This window comes from Vibrio sp. 99-8-1, assembly GCF_013114595.1.
In the GTDB taxonomy this organism is placed as follows: Bacteria; Pseudomonadota; Gammaproteobacteria; order Enterobacterales; family Vibrionaceae; genus Vibrio.
In genome coordinates this window covers 102,727-126,136 of sequence record NZ_VTXE01000016.1, presented here as the reverse complement: position 1 = coordinate 126,136, position 23,410 = coordinate 102,727, and the positions used below count along the sequence as shown (strand labels likewise).

At 44.1% G+C, this 23,410-nt stretch carries 22 protein-coding genes and 1 pseudogene; 6 read left to right on the top strand and 17 right to left on the bottom strand.

The genetic code is table 11. From position 1 onward, the window contains the following. The 11 genes and pseudogenes from F0227_RS11185 to paaZ all read right to left on the bottom strand — a co-directional run. Positions 1-135: pseudogene (locus F0227_RS11185) on the bottom strand (3-oxoadipyl-CoA thiolase); the annotation flags it as partial. Then, on the bottom strand, positions 136-645 hold the full coding sequence (paaI, locus tag F0227_RS11180; RefSeq protein ID WP_171753286.1) for a hydroxyphenylacetyl-CoA thioesterase PaaI: 510 nt from the start codon (positions 643-645) through the stop codon (positions 136-138). It lies immediately after the preceding pseudogene. Next, positions 642-2,153: a 3-hydroxyacyl-CoA dehydrogenase gene (locus F0227_RS11175; protein ID WP_171753285.1), complete on the bottom strand. Its 1,512-nt coding sequence runs from the start codon at positions 2,151-2,153 to the stop codon at positions 642-644. Before F0227_RS11175 ends, paaI begins: the two co-directional genes overlap by 4 nt. 4 nt (positions 2,154-2,157) lie before the next feature. Then, complete coding sequence (gene paaG, locus F0227_RS11170) at positions 2,158-2,946, bottom strand: 2-(1,2-epoxy-1,2-dihydrophenyl)acetyl-CoA isomerase PaaG (protein WP_171753284.1); 789 nt, start codon at positions 2,944-2,946, stop codon at positions 2,158-2,160. A gap of 2 nt (positions 2,947-2,948) precedes the next feature. After that, entirely contained in the window at positions 2,949-3,737 is a 789-nt protein-coding gene (locus tag F0227_RS11165) for an enoyl-CoA hydratase-related protein (protein WP_171753283.1), read from the bottom strand. A gap of 13 nt (positions 3,738-3,750) precedes the next feature. Next, positions 3,751-4,806 (bottom strand): 1,2-phenylacetyl-CoA epoxidase subunit PaaE, encoded by a 1,056-nt coding sequence (gene paaE, locus F0227_RS11160; protein ID WP_171753282.1) that lies wholly within the window; start codon positions 4,804-4,806, stop codon positions 3,751-3,753. A gap of 14 nt (positions 4,807-4,820) precedes the next feature. Then, on the bottom strand, positions 4,821-5,327 hold the full coding sequence (paaD, locus tag F0227_RS11155) for a 1,2-phenylacetyl-CoA epoxidase subunit PaaD (RefSeq protein ID WP_171753281.1): 507 nt from the start codon (positions 5,325-5,327) through the stop codon (positions 4,821-4,823). Positions 5,328-5,336: 9 nt separating this feature from the next. Then, positions 5,337-6,095, bottom strand: coding sequence for a 1,2-phenylacetyl-CoA epoxidase subunit PaaC (paaC, locus tag F0227_RS11150; RefSeq protein WP_171753280.1), 759 nt, complete (start codon positions 6,093-6,095; stop codon positions 5,337-5,339). 10 nt (positions 6,096-6,105) lie between these two features. Then, positions 6,106-6,393 (bottom strand): 1,2-phenylacetyl-CoA epoxidase subunit PaaB, encoded by a 288-nt coding sequence (gene paaB, locus F0227_RS11145; protein WP_171753279.1) that lies wholly within the window; start codon positions 6,391-6,393, stop codon positions 6,106-6,108. Positions 6,394-6,494: 101 nt separating this feature from the next. Next, entirely contained in the window at positions 6,495-7,424 is a 930-nt protein-coding gene (paaA, locus tag F0227_RS11140) for a 1,2-phenylacetyl-CoA epoxidase subunit PaaA (protein ID WP_171753278.1), read from the bottom strand. 189 nt (positions 7,425-7,613) lie between these two features. Continuing rightward, positions 7,614-9,665, bottom strand: coding sequence for a phenylacetic acid degradation bifunctional protein PaaZ (gene paaZ, locus F0227_RS11135; protein ID WP_171753277.1), 2,052 nt, complete (start codon positions 9,663-9,665; stop codon positions 7,614-7,616). A gap of 204 nt (positions 9,666-9,869) precedes the next feature. Between paaZ and F0227_RS11130 the strand changes: the two genes are divergently transcribed. The 4 genes from F0227_RS11130 to F0227_RS11115 all read left to right on the top strand — a co-directional run bounded on the left by F0227_RS11130 (position 9,870) and on the right by F0227_RS11115 (position 15,554). Then, positions 9,870-10,904: a TRAP transporter substrate-binding protein gene (locus F0227_RS11130; protein ID WP_171753276.1), complete on the top strand. Its 1,035-nt coding sequence runs from the start codon at positions 9,870-9,872 to the stop codon at positions 10,902-10,904. A gap of 9 nt (positions 10,905-10,913) precedes the next feature. Further along, positions 10,914-11,438: a TRAP transporter small permease gene (locus F0227_RS11125; RefSeq protein ID WP_171753275.1), complete on the top strand. Its 525-nt coding sequence runs from the start codon at positions 10,914-10,916 to the stop codon at positions 11,436-11,438. A gap of 1 nt (position 11,439) precedes the next feature. Next, the gene (locus F0227_RS11120; RefSeq protein ID WP_171753274.1) at positions 11,440-12,735 is read left to right on the top strand and encodes a TRAP transporter large permease; all 1,296 of its coding nucleotides are present in this window, start codon (positions 11,440-11,442) and stop codon (positions 12,733-12,735) included. 269 nt (positions 12,736-13,004) lie between these two features. Next, positions 13,005-15,554 (top strand): glycoside hydrolase family 3 protein, encoded by a 2,550-nt coding sequence (locus tag F0227_RS11115; RefSeq protein ID WP_171753273.1) that lies wholly within the window; start codon positions 13,005-13,007, stop codon positions 15,552-15,554. A gap of 20 nt (positions 15,555-15,574) precedes the next feature. Here F0227_RS11115 and F0227_RS11110 read toward each other — a convergent pair whose 3' ends face one another. From F0227_RS11110 to F0227_RS11090, 5 genes are all read right to left on the bottom strand, one after another. Beyond that, positions 15,575-16,777 (bottom strand): MFS transporter, encoded by a 1,203-nt coding sequence (locus tag F0227_RS11110; RefSeq protein WP_171753272.1) that lies wholly within the window; start codon positions 16,775-16,777, stop codon positions 15,575-15,577. Between the two features lie 158 nt (positions 16,778-16,935). Further along, positions 16,936-18,495, bottom strand: coding sequence for an AbgT family transporter (locus tag F0227_RS11105; protein WP_171753271.1), 1,560 nt, complete (start codon positions 18,493-18,495; stop codon positions 16,936-16,938). 94 nt (positions 18,496-18,589) lie between these two features. Then, positions 18,590-19,045, bottom strand: coding sequence for a cytidine/deoxycytidylate deaminase family protein (locus F0227_RS11100; protein ID WP_171753270.1), 456 nt, complete (start codon positions 19,043-19,045; stop codon positions 18,590-18,592). Positions 19,046-19,137: 92 nt separating this feature from the next. Next, on the bottom strand, positions 19,138-19,383 hold the full coding sequence (locus F0227_RS11095; protein ID WP_171753269.1) for a hypothetical protein: 246 nt from the start codon (positions 19,381-19,383) through the stop codon (positions 19,138-19,140). A 493-nt stretch (positions 19,384-19,876) separates the two neighbouring features. Continuing rightward, positions 19,877-20,551, bottom strand: coding sequence for a pyridoxamine 5'-phosphate oxidase family protein (locus F0227_RS11090; protein ID WP_171753268.1), 675 nt, complete (start codon positions 20,549-20,551; stop codon positions 19,877-19,879). Between the two features lie 180 nt (positions 20,552-20,731). Here F0227_RS11090 and F0227_RS11085 point away from each other — a divergent pair, with 180 nt between their 5' ends. Next, a complete protein-coding gene (locus tag F0227_RS11085; protein WP_171753267.1) occupies positions 20,732-22,183 on the top strand; it encodes a PLP-dependent aminotransferase family protein in 1,452 nt (483 codons plus the stop codon). A gap of 11 nt (positions 22,184-22,194) precedes the next feature. On the opposite strand, the gene F0227_RS11080 is transcribed toward F0227_RS11085, so the two are convergent. After that, a complete protein-coding gene (locus F0227_RS11080; RefSeq protein WP_171753266.1) occupies positions 22,195-22,623 on the bottom strand; it encodes a cytochrome c in 429 nt (142 codons plus the stop codon). A gap of 133 nt (positions 22,624-22,756) precedes the next feature. Between F0227_RS11080 and F0227_RS11075 the strand changes: the two genes are divergently transcribed. Then, a complete protein-coding gene (locus tag F0227_RS11075; RefSeq protein ID WP_171753265.1) occupies positions 22,757-23,380 on the top strand; it encodes a cytochrome b/b6 domain-containing protein in 624 nt (207 codons plus the stop codon). Positions 23,381-23,410: the final 30 nt, after the last annotated feature.

Genomic DNA, 23,410 nt, shown 5'->3' with positions numbered 1-23,410 from the left:
ATCAATGGCCGGATAGCGTTCCATCAAGGCTTTTAACGGAATAGCGCCTAAATCGTCCGCCCTTACCGCCGATAATGCACCACCAAATCGACCGATTGGTGTACGCACTCCATCGCAAATATATGCATTCGTCACTTAGATATCCTCTTCAACAAGTTGCTTGCCAATTCGATGGGACTTACCACGAAATAGCGCCACCAATTTATTATGTTGGTTACTTATTTCCACATCATAAGTACCGGTAATTTTTCCCTGTGTTTTTACTTGAGCAACCGCGGTAAGCTGGTCTCCTTCGAACGCTGGTCGGATATACTCAATACTGCACCCCGCCGCGACCGCTGCCTGATTTTCGCTATTGCACGCGAAGGCAAATGCGCTGTCCCCAAGGGCGAACAACATACCGCCATGGCAACTACTGTGTCCGTTTAACATTGCTTGTGTCACTCGCATGATCACAGTGGCGCTGCCCTTTGCTACATCAACCACTTCCATGCCCATCTCTTTGGTACAGTGATCATGCTGCAACATCGCGGCTACCGCTCGTTCTGCCGTGTTTCGCTCGGCAATCAATTGTTCGGCGGCGTCTGGTTCAACTGTCTGCAGCTGGTTTTCTTGTTGCACCTTTGCTGAGGTAGATAAAGTCATGTTTTGTTTCCTTTTCTGGTCAGCGCGAATCGACTCAGCAGTGGCGATGGGCGATAGCGCTCTTCACCGTAAAACTGCTGTAAATTCATTAGGGTAGTCAGTACTTTTTGCCAGCCAACATGCTCTCCTTGCTCTATTGGCCCGCTTGGATAATTCACGCCGCTCTTCATTGCCGTATCGATATCTGGCATGGATGCGCCATCTTGATTCGCCAAGTCGAGCGCCTCATTGATAAGCATGCACCATGTACGCCAGACAATCAGCCCCGGATAGTCGTCAATTAGTAGTACGTGTTTACCTTTACTTTGAAAGTAAGCCACCACAGATTCGGTCTCTTTTTGGCTATTCTGTTCTGCTGACGCGAGAATAATCACCTCACTAGCGTGATAGTCTTGGCAAAAGTCAAATAAAACCACTGGACGTTCAAGGGTATCTGCCAACTGATAAGCACTGATACCTTGGGTTGGCGCGACGTATACGCCGTTAATGTCAGCGTATGGCGTATCGTTATTTGCTTCCGATAGAGGTGCACCTGTCAATTCGACGAATGTAGTAGCAGAGCACCAATCTCCGTGTAGCGTTATCGATGGTGGCTGAGTTCCCAGAGGGGTAATCGCAGCAAAGTTGGGTGCGGTGAGTGGCGCCGAGTCCGAATAGTGATAAAAGCCTCGTCCGGATTTACGCCCCAAAAACCCAGCGTCAACCAGCTCTTTTTGAATCAGTGACGGTACAAAACGTTTATCTTGGTAGAAAGCATCGTAGACGCTTTTGGTCACAGCATAGTTAACGTCATGGCCAATGAGATCCATCAAGCTAAAAGGCCCCATTTTGAACTGCCCGGCTTGTGTTAAACAGTAGTCAATATCTTCTATCGTCGCCGCGCGCACCTCTAATGCCCGAAGCGCTTCTGCGTAAAATGGGCGAGCAACTCGATTAACAATAAATCCCGGCAGTGAACGAGTAACCACCGCGTGTTTGCCACATGACTGGGCCCACAATTTCGCTTGTTGGCAGACGTTGTCATCGGTAGCGATGCCTCGGACCACTTCAACCAATTTCATCAATGGTGCAGGGTTAAAAAAGTGCAGCCCTACAAATCGCTCTGGTTTCTCTAACGCACTCGCGATAGAAGTAATCGATATGGAAGAAGTATTACTGGCTAATAGGCAGTCGTTGCGACATATTTTCTCTAAGTCTTGAAAAAGGCTCTGTTTGATTTGCAGGTTTTCAACAATTGCTTCGATGACTAAATCCGCTTTCGCTACATCTTGCAATTGCGTTGAGCACTCAATCCGCTGTAACAAAGCATCGAGATTTTCCTGAGTCATTTTGGCGCGGGTAACGCGCTTAGTTAACTGTTTCTCTATGGTACTTTTGGCGTCTAGCGCTTTTCCTTCTTGTAGGTCAAAAAGCACCGCTTGATAGCCTGCTTGTGCGGCCACTTGAGCAATCCCCGCTCCCATCGTGCCGGCACCGATAACCGCGACAGTCTGTATCGATTCACTCATGGCTTTACTTCCCTTTAAATTGTGGTGCACGCTTTTCAAAGAAAGCTTGAATCCCTTCGCGATAATCTTCGGTACGACCAGCCATAGTTTGTAGGTCTTTCTCCAACTCAAGCTGTTGATAAAAATCGTTATGACTTGAGTGAGATAAGGCCTTTTTAATTAGACTCAAACCTTGGGTTGGTTGGGTCGCCAAATGGCTAGCCACAGCCATCGCAGATTCGATTAGCTGCTCATCATCAACACACTGCCAAATCATCCCCCATTGCTCTGCTTGCGTTGCCGTCACCTTGTCACCAAGCATCATTAAGCCTTTGGCTCGAGCGCTGCCCACCAAACGTGGTAACTGCCAAGTGCCACCGCAATCGGGTATTAAACCAATCTTGCAAAATGCTTGAATAAACGATGCCGATTTTCCAGCAAAAACAATGTCACACGCCAAAGCGATATTTGCTCCCGCACCTGCCGCAACACCATTCACCGCCGCGATAACCGGTTTTGGCATTTGGCTAATCTGTTTTACAAGAGGGTTATAATATTTCTCAATGCTGTTACCTAAGTTGGGAACATCTTCAGCATCGCTGACATTACGGTCATTCAGGTCTTGACCCGCACAGAATCCTCGTCCACTGCCGGTAATTAACACCGCACGAACCGACTCATCCTTCTCAGTTTGCTTTAACGCTGCCCGAAGCGCTTTATGCATATCGGGGTTAAAGCTGTTGAGCTGTTTTGGGCGATTAAGCGTAATAAGCGCAACACCCGCTTCTATATGCAATAAAATAGAACTGTCCATGTCTATATTCCTTTAAATATCGGCTCTTTTTTTGCCAAAAAAGCTTGAATACCTTCTTCTCTGTCTTTGGTCTCTGCCAGTAAACTGAACAGTTGTCGCTCCATCACTAAACCTTGAGTTAACGAGCTGTTTGCAACAGATTTAAGCGAGGTTTTAGCGGCTTTAACGGCTAACGGTGCTCGCTTAGCAATTGTGCTGGCTATCTGCTGCGCCTTATGGAGTGTGTTTTCTGTTACTGTGACTTCACTGATCAATCCAGCTTGCAGTGCTCTTTTTGCAGAAATAGGTTGCCCAGTTAACACCATCTGATTGGCAAGTGACTTACCGACAGTGCGCGCCAAACGCTGAGTGCCTCCGGCACCGGGCATTAAGCCTAGGGTGATTTCCGGCAAACCAAAAAGGGTATTATCCCCAGCAATCACAATGTCACATAACAGCACAAGCTCCAGCCCGGCTCCCAGTGCGTAACCATTTACCGCCGCAATCAACGGCTTCTCAAACTGATCAATTTGCTGCCAAAGTTTCGGCCGCGGGTTTTGCCAAGTGGTGATTGCTCTCTGTGTCGATAACTCGCCCAGATCTGCTCCAGCAGCGAACATCTCTTGCCCGCCATATATCACCACGGATTTCACGCTAGGTTCATCACTGGCGTTTTCTAATAGGTCACCTAGCTGCCGTAACACATCGTTACTTAGCGCATTACGTTTGTGCGGTCGATTCAGAGTCAGTGTCAATACACCTTCTGCACTCATATCGCAGTAAAGATCTTTGTTGTCATTTTGCTGCGTCATATGGCCCACTCCCTTACACATCGAAGTCAATTTCAATTTCACTAGAGGTCGGCACAGCCTGACAACTTAGTACATAACCGTTTTCAACTTGCTCCGCTTCTAAGCTGTAATTGGTGGCCATTTCAACCTGACCAGATTTAACTTTGCAGATACATGTTGCGCATACACCACCTTTACATGCATAAGGTAAATCAACCCCTTGACGTAAAGCGGCATCTAATACGCTGTCGTCCTGCGACGTCATATCGATATTCATTACTCGTCCGTCACGCTTTAGCGTCACAACGGTACTTTCTGACTGATTGAGTGGCTTCTCTCTTGATTTACTTGCGGTATTAAATCGTTCTACATGGTAGTTATCTTCACTTAAACCACCCTCAACAAGCACGGTATAACAGGTCTCTAGAATCTCTTCTGGACCACAAACATAACAAGCATCAAACTGACTCCAATCAAACAAGCTGCCACCAAGTTGCTTCAATTTGTCACCGTCAAGACGACCATTCCATAACTCCACGTCATTACTTTCACGAGAGAAGAAGCAGTTCACATGCAGACGGTCAGGGTAACGATTTTTTAGTTCAAGTAATTGATTACGGAACATCATGCTGTTGGCATTTCGGTTTCCGTACAGTAGGGTAAAAGTGCTGCTGCTCTCTTGCTGTAAGGCACTCTTTAACATAGACAAAATAGGAGTAATGCCTGAGCCTACCGCTATACCGAGGTAGTTCTTTTGCTCACCGCTAACAGGGGTAAAACCAAAACTTCCTTGCGGTGACATAACCTCTAGCTGATCGCCCACTTTAAGTTGGTGAACTGCATAGTTTGAAAATCGTCCATCCGTAATCGCTTTAATACCAATCTGAATTTTGTGTTCATCAGGGGAAGAACATATTGAGTAGCAGCGTCTAAGCTCTTGCTCATCAATCGTGGTTTTGATGGTCAGATGTTGACCAGGATGAAAGCTGAATTTACTTTCTAGTTGTGACGGAACATCGAATGTAACAATTACCGAGTCGTCGGTTTGCTTATCGATTCCCGCCACTGTTAATGTGTCGAAATCTGTCATTATAATCCCTTACTTTATATGCACTTGAAGTAGTCAAATGGTTCTTTGCATTCCCTGCATTGATAATGAGCTTTACAGGCCGTTGAGCCGAACTCACTGACCATTTTGCTATCGTCACTGCCGCAATGTGGACATTGTGGCTGAGGGTTGATGGCACTCTGCATACACGCTTTTCTGTCTGGTGGTGCAATGCCATACTCACGCAATTTCTGCTTACTCGACTCTTGCATCCAGTCAGTGGTCCACGCGGGATCCAACTGAATCTCTACCGCAACTTGGCTAAACCCTTCTTTAGCTAAAGTACTGCGTATATCACTTATCAATATTTCTGTGGCAGGACACCCTGAGTAAGTGGGCGTAAACTTCACTAGCCATTTTGTTCCCTGCTTTTCCACACCTCGCACCATTCCCAGCTCGCCAATGGATATAACCGGAATCTCAGGATCGGGAATGGCACTAACCAGTTGCCAAACTCGATATGATTGAGGGTCAGTAAATGCGTCAACTATTTGATTAACCATACGAAATATCTACCATTGTTGGTTTGGGTAGGTTCGTTGCATGTATTGGAGTTCAGCTAAAATAAAGCCGAGGTGTTCACTATGCTGCCCCACTTTTCCGCCTAACTGTGCATACTTAGTCTCTGGTAAACTCAGTTTCGATTTAGTGAGATCAGCCTGAACATTGTCTAGCCACTGCTGCTTTAATTGGCTGACATCTACAATAATCCCCAATTCTGCCAACGCTTTTTCTTCTGCACTTGGTACAAACATCTCGTCGCTATAACGCCACAGATCATTTAACGCGGTTTGAACTTTACTGTTACTCAGTTCTGTTCCGTCACCTAAGCGTTCCAACCAACCGGATGTATACCGAAGGTGATAAGAGGCTTCTTTAAGGGATTTTTTGGCAATGGCGGCCAGTTGTTCATCTGCACTTGTGCTCAACGATTGCAGTAGCAAATTATGGAAGTGGTCGTAGAGAAACTGCCTGACTAATGAAACATCGAATCCTTCATTAGGACGCTCAGCAATCAGCAAATTTTTGTATTCTCGCTCTTCTCTCAAGTAGGCATAGTCGTCTTCGGTTTTGTTCAACCCTTCTAATTGCCCTGCATATTGGTAGCAGTTGCGAGCTTCTCCTAACAGATCTAGGCCGATGTTGGCCCATGCCATATCAATCTCGAGCTCAGGTGCGACACCACACCATTCAGCTAGACGATGACTTAATATTAAATTTGTATCCGCAAGTTGTAGTAAGTAGTTGACTTTAAGCTGTTGTAAATCCATCGATGACTCCTTACATGTGCTTAATGTCAGCGGGGATAACATAGTGACTAGCATGTCGGTACACTTTGTCCTCTGCTGGGTCAAAAAGTGGTCCGGACTCACTCGGCTGTGAAGCGGTAATTTGCATTGATTCAACCACCCAGATAGAACAGCCTTCGCTACGGCGAGTGTATAAATCTCGTGCAGCTTCCAAAGCCATCTGCCCATCAGCAGCACGTACACTACCGACATGCTTATGATCTAATCCTCGCTTACTGCGCACAAAAACTTCATACAATGGCCAGTTAAATGAACTCATTTTGATTCTCCTTAATCTTGTTCCAATCAGTGCTAGTGCTTGTTGTTCTCTCTGCGCTCTTCTAGCCCTGCTTTCGTCAATATTTCAACAGCTAGATGGTGTTAAGCCGCACTTTCCATCTGTTTTTTTGAGTGGGCCAATGCCGCCTCACGCACCCATTCACCATCTTGCCAAGCTTGCTGTTTCGCTTTGATTCGCTCGTGATTACACATGCCATGTCCATTAATCACTTGATAAAACTCAGCCCAGTCAATCTCACCAAACTGATAGTGACCTGTCTCTTCATCCCACTTTAAGTCTGCATCTGGGATGCTCATACCGAGGGCGTGGACTTGATGTACCGTGTTATCAACAAATTTCTGGCGCAAATCGTCATTACTGACGCGCTTTATCTTCCACGCCATGCTTTTTGCTGAGTTTGGGGAGTCACTGTCGCTTGGGCCAAACATCATCAATGCCGGCCACCACCAACGATTAATTGAGTCTTGCAGCATCGCTTTCTGCTCTTCACTGCCATCAGCCAACGCTCGGCAAGCTTCGTAGCCTTGACGCTGATGAAAACTCTCTTCTTTACAAATACGTACCATCGCTCTCGCGTAAGGACCGTAAGAGGTTCGACACAGCGCGACTTGATTGACAATCGCTGCGCCATCTACCAACCAGCCAATCACGCCAACATCCGCCCAATTAAGCGTTGGATAGTTAAAAATGGATGAGTACTTCATCTCGCCAGTTAACATCTTTTGATAAAGGTCATGACGCTCGCCATCCAGTGTTTCTGCTGCACTGTACAAATACATTCCATGACCCGCTTCATCCTGAATTTTGGCTAGCAGTACCGCTTTACGACGCAATGATGGTGCACGAGTTAACCAGTTCGCTTCCGGTAGCATTCCAACCACTTCCGAATGTGCATGCTGACCAATCTGACGTACTAAGGTTTTACGATACCCTTCTGGCATCCAATCCTTGGGTTCTATAGCAATCTCTTGTTCTATTTTCTCTTCGAACCATGTTTGCTCTAAAGACATATCGCCTCCATTCGTGATACATAGTATTTATTTTGTGTAAAAATAATGTATCATATAAAACACAATTGGCAACATTATATTTACAATTAATTAAAATATATTTGACTTAGATATGATTGATGTGTGAACGATAAAAAAACAGGGCACTACGGCCCTGTTAAGATAAGCACTGACAAAACAGCGCTTTAATTAGAAATCACTCTGTTGTCGAGCGACTAAGGTTAGAATGGTATACAGGGCGACGGGTGTCCCCTCTTGATTGGTAACTTCCACATCCCACGCCACAACGCCTACTGCTTGTTCTTCTTCATTTTTTTGGCGTTTCTTGGTTTTCTTTTTACAGGTTAGATGCACCTGAATCGTATCACCGATTTTAACCGGCTCAATGAATCGTAAGTCATCCATTCCATAGTTTGCCAAGACTGGCCCAGGTGCCGCTTCGACGAACAATCCAGCCGCAGCAGAGATAATGAAGTATCCATGCGCCACACGTTCGCCAAACATCGACTCCTTAGCGGCGATTTCGTCCATATGGGCATAGAAATGATCCCCACTTAGACAGGCGAAATTAACAATATCAGCTTCGGTAATCGTGCGTCTTGCGGTGGTTAACGTTTCACCTACCGCAAGATCCTCAAAATACTTTTTAAATGGGTGAGCAACATCACGGGTGGTTACCGCGCCTCTAACCCATTCACCACCAATACTGGCTAGCATACTCGGAGAACCCTGAATGGCGGTACGTTGCATATAGTGTTTAACACCACGCAGCCCACCCATTTCTTCACCGCCACCGGCACGACCAGGTCCACCATGCACTAACATAGGTAATGGTGAACCATGCCCCGTTGATTCCTTGCTGGACTCTTGATTAAGAACATGCAACCGCCCATGGTAAGCAGCAATATCAAGGGCAAGATCAGAGGCTACTTTCGGTGATGCTGTGACGATACTGGCAACTAAGCTGCCTCTGCCTTTTTTGGCAATTTGACCCGCTTGCTTGATGTTGCTGTATGGCATTAAAGTACAAACCGGACCAAACGCTTCTTCGGCATGAACCGCGTCTACCTCAAGTGGATTGTTACAGCGTAAAAGCGTAGGCGGATAATACGCTCCACTTTGTGAACCTTTTATCGACAATGAGGCTTGGTTGCCACCGGTAAGAACCTCACAATAATTTGATAATGTAGTCACTATCTCTTTTACGTCGGTTACCTGAGACTGCCCCGCCAAGGCGCCCATTTTTACACCCTCAATACTCGGGTCACCAACAACAACTTGTTCAAGCTTGCTAACCAGTGCTTTAGCCACATCATCGATTAGGTGTTCTGGTACAATTGCCCGACGGATAGCGGTACACTTCTGCCCCGCTTTTACAGTGATCTCTCTGGTTACTTCACGGACAAACAGCTTAAATTCAGCCGTATCCACCGTAACATCATCACCTAAGATGGCACAGTTAAGGGAGTCAGCTTCCATAGTAAATGGAATAGATTTGGCGATAATGTTGGGGTGAGATTTTAGCATCTGCCCCGTTGCCGCAGATCCGGTAAAAGTGACCACATCTTGAAAATCTAACTGGTTAAACATATCACCCACAGAGCCACAAATGACCTGAATCGCTCCTTCTGGAAGCAAGCCACTCTCTTCCATGGCCTTTACCATTGCCTGTGTTAGGTAAGCGGTATCTGTTGCCGGTTTTACAATTGCGGCGACACCCGCCAGCCAAGTTGGAGCGAGCTTTTCTAGCATTCCCCAACAAGGAAAGTTATAAGCATTTATATGCAGCGCGACCCCTGTTTTACTTGTCAAAAAATGACGCGCAGCAAACCCACCCTCTTTTGATAGTGGGATCAGTTGGTCTTCTGCCCAGATCACATCATTGGGCAATTCACGATTGGCAAGGCCTGAGTAGTTAAATAGGGTCGCGACACCGCCTTCTATATCAATCCATGAATCAACTCTAGTTGCACCGGTGTGTTGAGAAAGTTTATAGAATTCTTCTTTGCGCGATAGTAGGTATTTAGCTAACTCTTTAATCATGTTAGCTCGCTGCAAAAACGTCATTGAGCTCAACGCCTTTGTTCCTTTTTCTCGACCAAATTCTAGTGCCGCTTGAGTGTCCATACCCTCAGCGCTCACTTGCCACATAGATTCGCCATTTAAAGCGCTCGCCACAGTGCGAACATTGCCATTCCCGAAGTACCAATTCCCTGCTACGTAGCTGGTTAACTTTTCCATTTTTTGTCCCTCATTAAACAATCACAAAATTGCAACATTGAGTGCACATAAAAACCGCACTCAAATCACAAAATTACATCTTATTAACATTTAATATACACAATTCATAATTTAAATGATACGTTTTAATCATGAAATGACATTTGGACGTGTCATTTTGTGAGGAGATTTTTCTACTTAATAGAACTAATAAAGGGACCCGTTATGTTTAAATCAGCTGTCGCTAGAGGCGTTTCTGGACTACTCGTTGCTACTCTTGCATTTAGCCAGAGTGCGCTAGCACAAACTCACCAATTAAAAGTTGCAACTTGGCTCAGCCCAATGCAGACCATGAATGCCGATGTCTTACCGACATGGGGGAAATGGATCGAAGAAGCGACGGATGGGCGCGTAACGATAAAACTAGAATATGATTTGGCGCATCCGAAGAGCTTGGTTGAGTTAGTTGAAGATGGTGCTGTTGATGCAGCTTGGACATTCCACGGCTACATGCCTGGACGTTTTCGCCTGCCACAAATTGCAGAACTGCCCGCTAACAGAGCTAGTGCGGAAGCCGCATCTGTTGCTCACTGGCGCGTAAACGATAAGTATTTTAAAGACTCGTTTGAATACGAAGGTGTAGAACTCGCAGGAGTATTTGTTCATGGGCCTGGTCAAGTTCATATGCGCCAGCCTATCGAGTCAATCAAAGATCTTAAAGGCAAAAAAATGCGCGTGGGTGGCGGCATCTCTACAGAGGTAGGCAAACTGTTGCAAGTCTCTGGTGTGAGTGCCCCAGCAACAAAAGCGTATGAAATGCTATCACAAGGTGTTGCTGACGGACTGTTTATGCAGATGGACATGATGAAAGCGGCTCGATTTAAAGATGTGGCCCCTTACTCATACAAACTGCCTACCGGACTTTATTTAGGCTCTTTTGGGATTTTTATCAGCCCACAATTTATGGAAAAGCTGTCTAAAGAAGATCAACAAGCCATTCGTAGTGTCTCTGGCGAAAAACTATCGGCGCTGGCTGGTCGTTATTGGTCTAAAGCGGATGAGATTGGTGAAGCGGATATTCTTGCCTCAGGCAGCAATGTTACTGAGTTCTCCCAACAAGATATCGACTACTTTCGTAAGTTAACAAAAGGTCTGGACGAAAAATGGATCAAGTCAGTGAAATCTCGCAAAGTTGACGCAAAAACAGCGCTAACAGAATTCCGCCAGATCGTTAGCGAGTATGAGCCACTCGACCTGTAGGAAATAACCATGAGAGCATCTGTACTCTGGTTAACTAAAAGTTGGGAGTATTGCGCCCAACTTTTAGATAACACACTAAAACTGTTCGCCTGTGCCGCACTAATGTTGATGATGACACTGACTTGTATCGACGTGGTAGGTCGATACTTGCTTGAAATGCCGGTCATGGGCAGTGTTGAACTCACCGAAATATTGCTGGGCTCGCTGGTATTTTTAACTATGCCATTAGTAACATGGCGAAAAGAGCATATCAGTGTTGACCTAACCGATAGCATCATCCCGAGAAATATCAAAAACATTCGTGATATGGGATTTGATGTTGTAGTAGCCATTAGTCTTGCGGTCATTGGTAGCAAAGTTTGGGAGCTTGGTGATCGCGCATTGCGCTATGAAGAGATGACTGAGTATTTGGAGATCCCAACCTACTACTTCGTTTATTTCCTCGCAATTTCATGTTGGCTCACCGCTATCACCTCTTTGGTGTTGGTAGTTACGCGGATATATAACAAAGAATATAATAATCAAAAGGACTGATATGACTATTGCCTTAATCGGTTTTGCGGTACTCATGGCGCTAATACTATTGAGAATGCCGATCGCCTTCGCTATGGCAGCTGTTGGCTTTATCGGCTATGCCGCATTAGGTGACTGGAACTTTAATGGCGCATTAACTGTGAGTGCAAAAAGGCTGATCGATACTGCCCAAGACTATGGATTGTCGGTGATCCCTATGTTTATCCTTATGGGTAACTTAATCACCCGCGCAGGCATGTCACAAGAGCTGTATAAAGCGTGTTACGCATTTTTGGGCCACTATCGTGGCGGACTCGCAATGGCAACCGTTGCGGCATGTGGTGGGTTTTCCGCTATTTCCGGTTCGAGTTTAGCCACTTCTGCCACCATGGCAAAAGTAGCTATGCCTTCAATGCGTAAATATGGTTACTGTGACAGCTTAGCCTCAGCGTCTATCGCAGCGGGTGGAACGCTAGGTATCTTGATTCCACCAAGTGTCATCCTCATTATTTATGGTGTTCTTACCGAACAGAGCATCCGGGATCTATTCGCGGCAGGCTTTATTCCCGGTATGCTTGGTATTCTTTTCTACCTATTGGCAACAAAGTTTGTGGTTTGGCGCAACCCGAAAGCGGGACCTAACGGTCGCAAAATGTCTAAAGAGGAACGTTTCTCTGCGTTACGTTCAGTCTCTGGTATTTTGGGTCTGTTTGCTCTGGTAATGGGCGGCATCTATCTAGGTGTCTTCACTCCAACAGAAGCGGCTGGCATTGGTGCCGGTGGTGCTTTTGCCATTGCACTATATCGCCGCACGTTGACATGGGGGGTTCTAAGAGAGATTCTGATTGATACTGCTCGCACCTCAACCATGTTGTTTGGCGTTATCATTGGCGCGCTAATTTACTCTAACTTCGTAAACCGCACAGGTCTACCTCAAGAACTGGTCGTCTGGATGCAATCTTTTGGCGCTGAGCCATTCTTAGTGATTTTAGCCATCATGGCTGTCTACATCTTATTAGGCACCGTCTTTGAAAGCCTATCAATGCTACTTTTGACCGTACCCATTTTTTACCCTTTGGTAGCAAGCCTAGGGTTTGATTTAGTCTGGTTTGGTATTGTGGTTGTTGTGGTAACAGAGATCAGTTTGATTACACCGCCGGTGGGGTTAAATATTTTTGTTCTTAGCAGTGTTGTCAAAGATATTAAGACCAGCACCATTTTCAAAGGTGTGACTCCGTTTTGGTGTGCAGATATAGTTCGATTACTTCTTCTGTTACTTTTACCGCCATTATCTCTTTGGCTACCGAGTATTATCTAGCGTAAATAACCCTAGTTCTGTTAACCCAAAAATGTGGCTGGATTAATAACCGCCACATTTTTTATTTCTGACGATTTAATAGCAAGTGAAAAGCAGCACCATTGTCAAACGACGTTGCAACTCAACAATTTAAACCGTTACTGAATCAGATTAATATTAATGATCAAAACTGATGGAGAGCTCTCAATACAGTTACCCTTTTTTTCGATACTCTCTCTATACTTAGCGATAGTAACGTGACCGACTCAGTTCTGATTAAAGAGATAACTATGAAAAGCTCAGTAACACTTCCCTACTACACCCACTGGCCAAAAATTGAATCTGCTATTGGCAAAGATGACACCATTGAACAGGAAATTAGTTACATACTTTCTCTAATGACAATTGAAGAGAAGGTTGGTCAAATGATTCAACCAAACCTTAGAGACATTACTCCTGAAGAATTGCGACAGTATAAACTCGGCTCAATTCTGAATGGTGGTGGAAGCTGGCCCAACGAAAACAAGTACGCGTCTGCCAAAGAGTGGGCAGAGAAAGCCGATGAATTTTGGCTTGCGACTGAAGAGGTTTTCAAAGATAGGCCATTTAGAATTCCATTTATCTGGGCGACTGATGCAGTCCACGGTCACAACAACGTCTATGGCGCCACTGTTTTTCCCCATAATATTGGCTTGGGTGCGACTCGAGATAGCGATTTAATTGAACGAATTGGGGCTGCGACCGCAGTAGAAGTATGTGCGACAGGTTTAGATTGGACGTTTGCCCCAACCGTTGCCACACCAAGGAACCTGAGATGGGGGCGCGTATATGAAGGTTACTCGGAAGATCCTGAAATTACCTATCAATATGCAGAAGCGATGGTACGAGGATTACAAGGTGATGAAGAGTTATTAAAAGGCGACACCAAAGTAATCTCAAATGTTAAGCACTGGCTCGGAGATGGCGGAACCGCTGACGGCGTTGATCGCGGTATTAATAATTACAGTGAAGAATTGCTGATTAATATTCATGGTATGGGCTACTTCAGCGGCCTTAATGCTGGCGCGCAAGTGGTGATGTCTTCATTTAATTCTTGGACGAATGAGGCTAATTACGATCACAGCCCGGACACAACTCCGCTATACAACCATAAGCTTCACGGTAGTCACTATCTACTCAATGATGTATTGAAGCAGCAAATGGGATTTGATGGGCTGGTTGTCACCGACTGGAATGGTCATTCAGAAGTGAGCAAATGTAGCGAAATTGACGCCACTTACGCCATCAATGCGGGTAATGACATTTTAATGGTTCCGGTACGAGAACATTGGCCACAAGTGTATAAACAGACCATCAAAGACATTCAGTCTGGTCAAATAAAAATGAGCAGAATTGATGATGCGGTAAAACGAATTTTGCGAGTAAAAATGAGAGCTGGGCTATGGCAGAAGTCAAAACCTAGTGAAAGACAACTCGCTGGGAAACCTTCTGCATTAAATAACCCTCATCATAGAGCCCTTGCTCGTGAGGCAGTAAGAAAATCGTTAGTGTTACTAAAAAATAATCAGCAAACTCTACCGTTGAAACCTTCTCAACACATCCTGCTGACAGGCAGTGCCGCCAACGATATTCAGAAGCAGACAGGTGGGTGGAATCTCACTTGGCAAGGCACCGAAAATACACTAGAAGACTTCCCCAACGCGACGACAATTAAATCTGCTCTGGAGAGCGTAATCGATAAAAATAACCTGCTCTTCTCTCCTCTACTCGACGATGATTTATCCAATATCGATGTCGCCATTGTCGCCTTTGGTGAAGACCCATATTCAGAAATGATGGGGGACATAAAACAGTGGCAGTCGCTTGAGTTCGCCTCATTGAAGAGAAGCTATCGAAAAGATGTTGATAAGATTCGCTATTTACAACAGCAAGGCATAAAGGTCATTAGCCTCTTTTTCTCAGGCCGTCCTTTGTACGTGAATGAAGAGATAGCAATGTCTGACGCGTTTATCGCGGCTTTCTTACCGGGTACTGAAGCACAAGGGATTACCGACGTTATCATCGGAGATGACAACGGCAAGCCTATTTACGATTTTAGTGGCAAGCTCTCATATAGCTGGCCAAACAAAAAGCTCTCTAGTAGCGTTAACCGTATTCCGCCTCATATCCCTAATTACCAGTTGCCTGAATCAGAGCAAGATCCACTAGGTAAGGATATGCCACTTTTTCCTTACGGATACGGCTTAAACTATGCCAATCATGAAGAAGCCAATAATCTCAACATGATTGAATTAGACATCAGTGAAGAGAGCCAAAACCAGAAAAATATTATTGAGCTGTTTGGTGTTCGTTCTATTATTGGCGATTATCAGGCAAAAATTCATCACTCAAAACATAACGATGCCATCGATGTTTCATTGAACAATCCACTCTATTATGACTGGATAACGACGCTACCTTATAACTATCAACTTCAACAAGATGCTGTAGAGGTGAAGTTTACCGACCATTCCGCTTGCTTCTACATTCAGACCGCAGATGGTGAGTACGATAACGTATCTGCATTTACTACCTTGTCATTTGAGCTACTTATCTCAACACCTGTTCAGCAACCCATTTACATTGCTATGGGTGAGAGCCGGGACATTATAAGTTGCGATATAGACAAGCAATTTAACATTCAACCTAAATTAAAAAGTGTCGTGAATGAATGGCAAACCATCACGGTGAATATTGACGATTTATTGCCATCTGACCATCAACAATCGGTGGATGTGCCATTTGCGATATGGTCATCCACTCCGCTATCCACGGTTATCGCCAACGTTCGCTTATATTAAGACCTGTTAACCTTAAGCTGTTAGCTCAATTGAGGAAGCGCATGAATATGCGCTTTCGCTTTATATAGACGAAGCAACAACATAGAAACAAGTAACAGGCTAACTGCAACCAACATAAATCCTGTTGCGACTAAATCAAGGTGCGCCAGCAAAGCGATGATGACGTAACTAACACTTTGACTCATGGTAGAAAACATCTTTAATCCACCCTCTACTCTGCCTCTCTGTGCCACCAAGACTTCATGGTTCATCTTGTTTATCCGCGCAATTCGATTAAACGCATTGAAAAAACCAATGGCAACGGTTGCAGCGATCATCACCGAAGGAGACAAATAACCCGCCATGACAAAAAGCAGCACACTCAGCGCAAACATCGACAAAATCATTGCGTGCTCACTTGAAATGTTAGCAAGTAACCTGCTAATAACCACACCACATAGCAGAGCCCCTAAACCATAACTTATTTTCCAACCGGCAAACCACGAACCACTAATATCTTCCTGAGCGAAATAGATCGGCACTAATTTGACCAAGAAGGTTAATACTGGATATGAGAGCGAAGAGAGCGCTAAAAACAGATAGAATCTAGGCTGAAAAGTATAAATAGCTTTTATCTCAAACAGCTGCTGCACAAACGGAGTATGACTCGCCGCTTTTGTAAGCTTCCTGTTGTAGGGAGTAGCTAGGTAACACAACATTGAGATCATTGATGCTAACGCGGCAAAAAACGCAAACTCTACAATAAACCACTGCTGCAACAACACAATGCCGGCTCCCCCTGCTCCCAGCATAGTCATCTGCATCACAACTTCTTGCTGGCCAGTGACTTTTGCGTATTCACTTTTTTGATAGTTCTCCTGAGTAAACGCATTGTTGGTGCTCCAAGCAATGTCACCACTCAGCCAAAATATCAACTGGGCTAACGCCAATACCCATATTGAAGAGAGATCCACCACCGCTAACAGAGCAACCAATAGAGCGGTGCTAAACTGGACACACTGCATTATTACTAGTATCGATTTTCTTGAAAACCTATCTATCCAAGTTGAACTAAACGGCGTAATAAGAAAAGATGCCACTGTGCAAAGCAGTGCTGTTAATGCCACAAATGTGCCCATATCAGCTTGAGATAGCATTATCCAAGGCAATGCCATCATAAACATACCTGAAGAAATCCCATCAAAAAAACGGCCAGACAAATATAACTGTGTTCTATTCTTCATTTCCAACTCCCTGTCATTAGACCTTTAGCTTAATAGTTAAAGTTAACTTTAAGTCAATAGGGGTTAGGAATGATTAACCAAAAAAGAAAGCGTGATGAGAAAAGATATTGAGTAATAAAGTAAAAGCCGCTTAGAAGCTAAGCGGCTATAGCAACACACTACATTGCGTAGCTGTATGGCGCTTGTATGCCCAACGGGATACCTAATGCCCAATATGCGAGCAAGAAGATAGTCCAGCCGATGAACATAGCAATAGAGTACGGCATCATCAAAGAAGCCAATGTACCAATCCCCGTTGACTTAACATAGCGCTGGCAATACACCACAACTAATGGAAAAAACACCATCAACGGAGAGATAATATTGGACACCGAGTCACCTACCCGATAAGCCGCCTGAGACAACTCAGGTGAGATGCCCACAGCCATTAGCATTGGTACAAGTATTGGTCCAATCAAGGCCCATTTTGCGGAAGCAGAACCCACTAACAAATTAACCAGTGCAGTCAGTAAAATCATTCCCACAATGGTAGCCTGACCCGGAAGGTTCATCGCTTTTAAGCCCTCAGCACCATAGAGTGCGAGCATTGTGCCAATATTTGACTGACCAAAAGCAGACAAAAACTGGGCACAAAAGAACGACATTACGATATAAGCACCCATAGTCGACATCGTATCTGACATGGCTTTAATCACATCGTTACTTGATTTAAATGTACCTGCGACTCTCCCGTACACCACACCTGGGACAATAAACAAAATAAAGATAAGTGGCACTATTGATTTCATTAACGGTGCAGAAAATGCGGTCAGTTCTCCGTCACTAGAACGAAGAGCTGAGTTCTCAGGATAAACAGCAAAAACCAACAGAGCAATACCCGCAACCATCGCCCAGCCTGCGTATCTGAATGCTTTCGATTCAGTTTGAGTAAATGAAGCTAAGTCCGGTGCTTGTTCTGCGTCATCATCGACAGAAACCGATGTTAGCCGTGGTTCTATAATTTTCTCGGTCACATACCAGCCAATCAGCACGATGATAATTGACGATAGTCCAGTAAAGAATATGTTCGCTAAAGGATTAACGATGTAACCGGCATCAAGAACTTGAGCGGATGTCTGAGTAAAACCGGCTAGTAATGGATCAATACCTGAAGGAATAAAATTAGCCGAAAATCCACCGGATACACCAGCAAACGCCGCAGCAATACCAGCGAGTGGATGACGACCCGCGGCATGGAAGATAATGCCACCAAGAGGAATAACCAACACGTAACCAGCATCCGCCGCAGTGTGAGAAACAATAGCAACCAGTACAAGCATTGGTGTTAATAGTTTTGCCGGCGTCACATTAAGCATTTTCTTAAGGCCAGTGGTAATAAAACCTGAAGAGTCGGCAACCCCGACACCAAGCATAGCTACCAAAACAATGCCTAATGGTGCAAAACTTGTGAATGTTGTGACCATATTAGCTAAAAATGACGCAAGAGCCTCACCAGTTAGCAGGTTATTGATCTGTAAAATATCGCCAGTTCTTGGGTTGATTAGATCAAAGGAGAAATGAGAGAGTAACGCGGAGAGAACCCAAACGATGATTAACGCCCAAAAAAACAGTATGGCAGGATCAGGGATTTTGTTTCCTGTTCTCTCAATTAAATTTAAAAAACGGTCCATTCTAGAGGACCTGACATCACCTATAATGTCAGTAACCTGATCATTCATAAAAGCTCCGGATAAGTATTAAGCAAAAAAATGCCTTCAACCTAGTGGAGCACTACGAGCTTATCAAGAGAGAAATTGTAACCAAATATTCGTATCAGAGATTGTCGTTTTTCAGCTCTTCTAATGGTAACCAAACCACCTCAACTTTAGCCTGACCAAACATCTCTTCACTGATTGCGATTTTCTCTCCCCATCGAGACAAGAAATCTTCAGTTTGAGCAGGACAATTGACTTTATCAATGCCTGTTTGAATTATTTTTGCTGCGCAATTTGGACATGGAAAATGAGTTACCCAAATCTCACTGCCTTCTAAATCTCCTTTCGCAAACAGTATGGCATTCTCTTCAGCATGCAAGGTTTTCAGATACTTCATTTCACGCTCATCAGTGTCGGCACTATCCGAAACGCCATGTGGATAACCATTGAAACCAACCGACACGATGCGATTCTTTTTAGTAATTACAGCACCAACTTGAGTGGATGGATCCTTACTCCAAGAGCCAACTAGTTCTGCCATCTGAAAAAAACGTTTAGCCCATTTAGAAACCATCTATTTATTCCTCTGTTTTGGTCGCCTTACAAATCCAACTACTTTTAACGCAAACCGTTAATATAGGCAAGTAAGCAGCGAAACTAAACTGACTATTTTGCCGAAAGAGCCATTAGCTTACCCGCAATATCCTGCAGTGGTACTTTTAATGCTTCATCTATCGCTGACTCACTAATTCGATCGCCTGCGTACTGCATAACCAATCGCTTAAATGCTTCGGGATCGGTACTGCTATCATCGCCTTCATATCTTGGCTGTCCACCCGCCTTCACCATCTCATCCAGTGCCAGCAAAATTATTCTATACGCGTTAACCAATTCAGTAGACTCACTGGTCATATTGACGTCACTCCTATTTATATCGTTAGTCACGATTGTAATACAAATGTAAATTAAAATGGTATTACAGTTTGTGCAAAATACCAACTTCGGATATCGATTGAACACTCGCTCAAAAAATATGCAGCGATTTAGAATAACTACCCACCAGACAGGCTTCGACTTATACCGCAATTACTATGCCATTAATCTATTTATTTACAAAATAGAAGACCTTGTTCACCATAACTCATGATTATCACGGCAATCCTGTTTATATTATGTGAACAATATCACTTTACTTATGAAATTCTGTTGGTAATATGTTTCGATAACGTGACTTGCCGCCCTTCGAAAAGGCTGTACCTACAATAATTAAAGAAGAGATAAGTTATGATCAAAAAAATGAGAAAAGCGCAACTTAAACGTTGCAGAAATCGTTTCTGGAAGGAAGCTTCCAAGAAATAACAAGAACCAGGGCTAACTAAGTGTAGCCCTTTTTATTGTCTGTCATTTATTCAGGTCTGTTAACCCTAGTAGCCCATCGCGATCCATACGCCGATGAGTAGTCTGGACAAGTTACACCATCCAACAAATCCTCAACAGGCTCCAAAGGGCCAACAACGGTTCGATAAGGCATTATCCCAGCCCAAACAGCAAGATCCAGATCCGCTTTATCATCATTGACACCATGACAACCAATCTTCACCGATGCTTCTGTTAAAGGCATTACTAAAAGATCGGTGGCATCCAGCTCTTTATCATTGCCTAACCGAACGTCTTCCGTACGACCGGGAGCGATCTGCTCGATAAAGTGATTCAGCAATCGATCTTTTTCTTCTCTCGATTCAATAGCTTGAAACTGACCAAATACCATAGCGGAACGGTAATGCGCACTATGATGCATGGCTGAACGAGCCAACACCCAACCGTCAAACAGAGTGAAGGTCATCGACGTTTCAACACCACTCTTCAATTTCTTTATTAAGCGACTATTTCTTGCCCCATGCAAATAAACATTGTTATCAACTCGCCACGCTAGCATGGGAATCACCATTGGCGCCCCTTGCTCTATTATTGCGACATGAGCAATTAAACTTTCATCAATAATCTTCCACAGCATATCTTGCTGTAAACACGCTTTATGTGCCGCTTTTTTTATCTTTGTTCTTGGAGTGTTGGATAACATCGTGACCTCCTCTTGTCTTGTTATACCGTCAAATCACTAGCCCAGCCTGTTCAACAATAAATCCCTTAACAATAGCGTTTGCTTAAAGTATTCGTTGTACAAAACATAAGCTCCTTGGCAATATAAACTTCAACTGGTATTTTATTTAGTGCCAGTTTTAACATTTATGTAGGACCAGTTATGATTGATATTGGAGATCTTACTATTTCATCTGCAGTTTCTTCCCTGCAACGGGCACTATTTGATGAAATTCGGATAAAAATCACCAGTAAACTGTGGAAAAATGGCGCTAAACTCCCCTCAACAAGAAAAGTAGCCGAAGAGCTGGCGATTAGTCGCAACACCGTCACTCTGGCGTATGAACAGCTGGCGGCCGAAGGCTATATTGAGAGCAGGGCTGGATCTGGTTTTTTTGTTTGTGTAGACATCCCTGAAAGCTTTTTGCTCTCCTCTATTGATCAACCAGCAATCGGTAGTGACAAATCGATACACGATGCAAGTTCTAGCCGCGACTATAATCAACCATTCTCACCGGGAATTCCTGATCTAGCACGCTTTCCATATTCTCGCTGGCAACGAATAGTCCAGCATCATCTCTCACGTCCAACATTAGCAGGATTTGTCGACTTACAAGGACTTAGCCAGTTAAGAGTCGCTCTAAATCACTATCTCGCATCATCTCGCTCTGTTCGATGCAACCCAAATCGAATTATCATTACTAATGGTGCACAACAAGCATTAACCATCGCTATGCTGGCGACTTTTACCAGCAAGGATACACTGCTCATGGAAAACCCGGGCTACCGACAAATGACCAAAGTCGCAGAGCTTTTTGGTTTTAGCATCGACAGTGCAAATGTGGTTGCAGAACATGGCTTACAGCTAGACAAGTTGTTAAATAAAAAATGCAAAGGAATCTACCTAACTCCTAGTAATCAATATCCTATGGGAACAAGCTTAAATACCGAGCAAAGATTAACACTATTAACATGGGCAGCTGAAAACAGAAGTTGGATTATAGAAGATGACTATGACAGTGAGTTCCAATTTTCTCATCGTCCTTACGCTTCATTACAAGGATTAGCAGAACAATCAGGAATCACCGATCACTGTATTTACATAGGTTCGTTCAGTAAAACAATGTTCAATAGCTTAAGAATCGGTTACATGGTGGTGCCAGAGAGACTTTTAGAAAAATGCCTCACGATTAAAGACGCATTGGCGGGATCAACCCCAAGCCACCTGCAAGCGGCACTGGCTGAGTTTATTAGTGACGGTCACTACATCAGGCATTTGCGCAAAATGCGTAAACACTACCAACAAAAGCATACCGCTATGTGCCAATCAATTTCTGAGCATTTTACTGACAAGGTTGAGATCATTAGTCAAGCGGCGGGATTGCATGTCACTATTCGCTGGCAGGAGGGCGCAACGGAGCTGAAGTTTTCTCAACAAGCAAAAAAAGAGGGCATTACGATACGCCCTCTTAGTTACTATGAACACCAAGCTACCGACAGAAGGTGGCAGTCTGTTGTACTAGGTTATGGTAATGTCTCGTTAGATGATATTGATCCACTCATAAAACGTCTGGCCGCAATATTTATCAAACTCTCACTTACAATAACCCGTTAAGACTGATAATACTATTTAGCTCGGAACTTGCGATGACAAGCTTTACAAGTACCTGTCGCGTCTTTAAATCCAGCGACAAGTGCAGCCTGATCCTGAGCTTTTGCTGCGGTATAGAAGGTATTAAAACCAGTATTCAGCTTCTCTAATCCCATCGAAAACTTGTCATAGTTTTTCCATATCGCTGCTTTCGCATCACTGCCCGCTTGACTACCTTCTGGAAAATGATTTTCTAACACGGATGCATGCTGAGTTAACGCGCTGCCGTAAGTTTCGAGCTTAGCCCAATCAAACTTACCACTTTCTAACATTTCGCCAACCATTTCCACATTGTCTTTAATACCTGAAAAGGCATCTTGTCTTGCTTTTATATCTGACTCAAACCCAGCCGCCATTGACGTTAACGATACAGGGAGTAGTAGAGTTATTATTAGTTTTCTCACTTTGGCTTCCTTTTAAGTTGCTCATTTATCGAGCGTTTGTCCCGCGTAAATAGTTACACAAAAGTTATGGTCATGTAAACCAGACTATTGTAAATTACTGTCAACTAACGCTTTAATCGAATAAGGATTCACCATGAGAGTTTGGGACCTACCTACGCGCCTATATCACTGGTTTCAAGTCATTTTAGTGGCAGGGTTAATGTATACAGGCTCAACAGGTGAAGGGCCACATACTAAATTAGGCTTACTTTTAGTGACCTTAATACTGTGGAGAGTTCTTTGGGGATTTATTGGTAGCGAAACGAGCCGCTTTCTGCAATTTGTTAAGTCACCCATTAAAGTACTCGCCTACCTTCAAGGCAAAGCTAAGCATGCTCCCGGGCACAACCCTGCTGGTGCTTATATGGTTATCGTAATGATCTCTGCTCTATTTTTTCAGGCACTAACCGGATTAGCGCTAGCAGGATACTTAGATCCCCTTCCCGGCTCAGAAACTTGGTTAAGTGATGAGATTTTTGATTATGCGGTTATCGTTCATGAAAATGGGATTACAGCGTTGTATGTTCTTATTGCGATACACCTATCTGCAATTGCTCTCTATAAGTTAAAAGCAAAACCATTGGTAATGGCGATGATAACTGGTGAACAAGGTTCAGAAGAAGTTGAAGTTTCAATGGTATCTAACAAACGCGCTCTCGTGGCACTGCTATTCTGTCTCGCGGTTACAGTGGGGCTCTACTTGCTATCACTGGATTAATCACAAATAAACCGATTTTATACTCTCTTC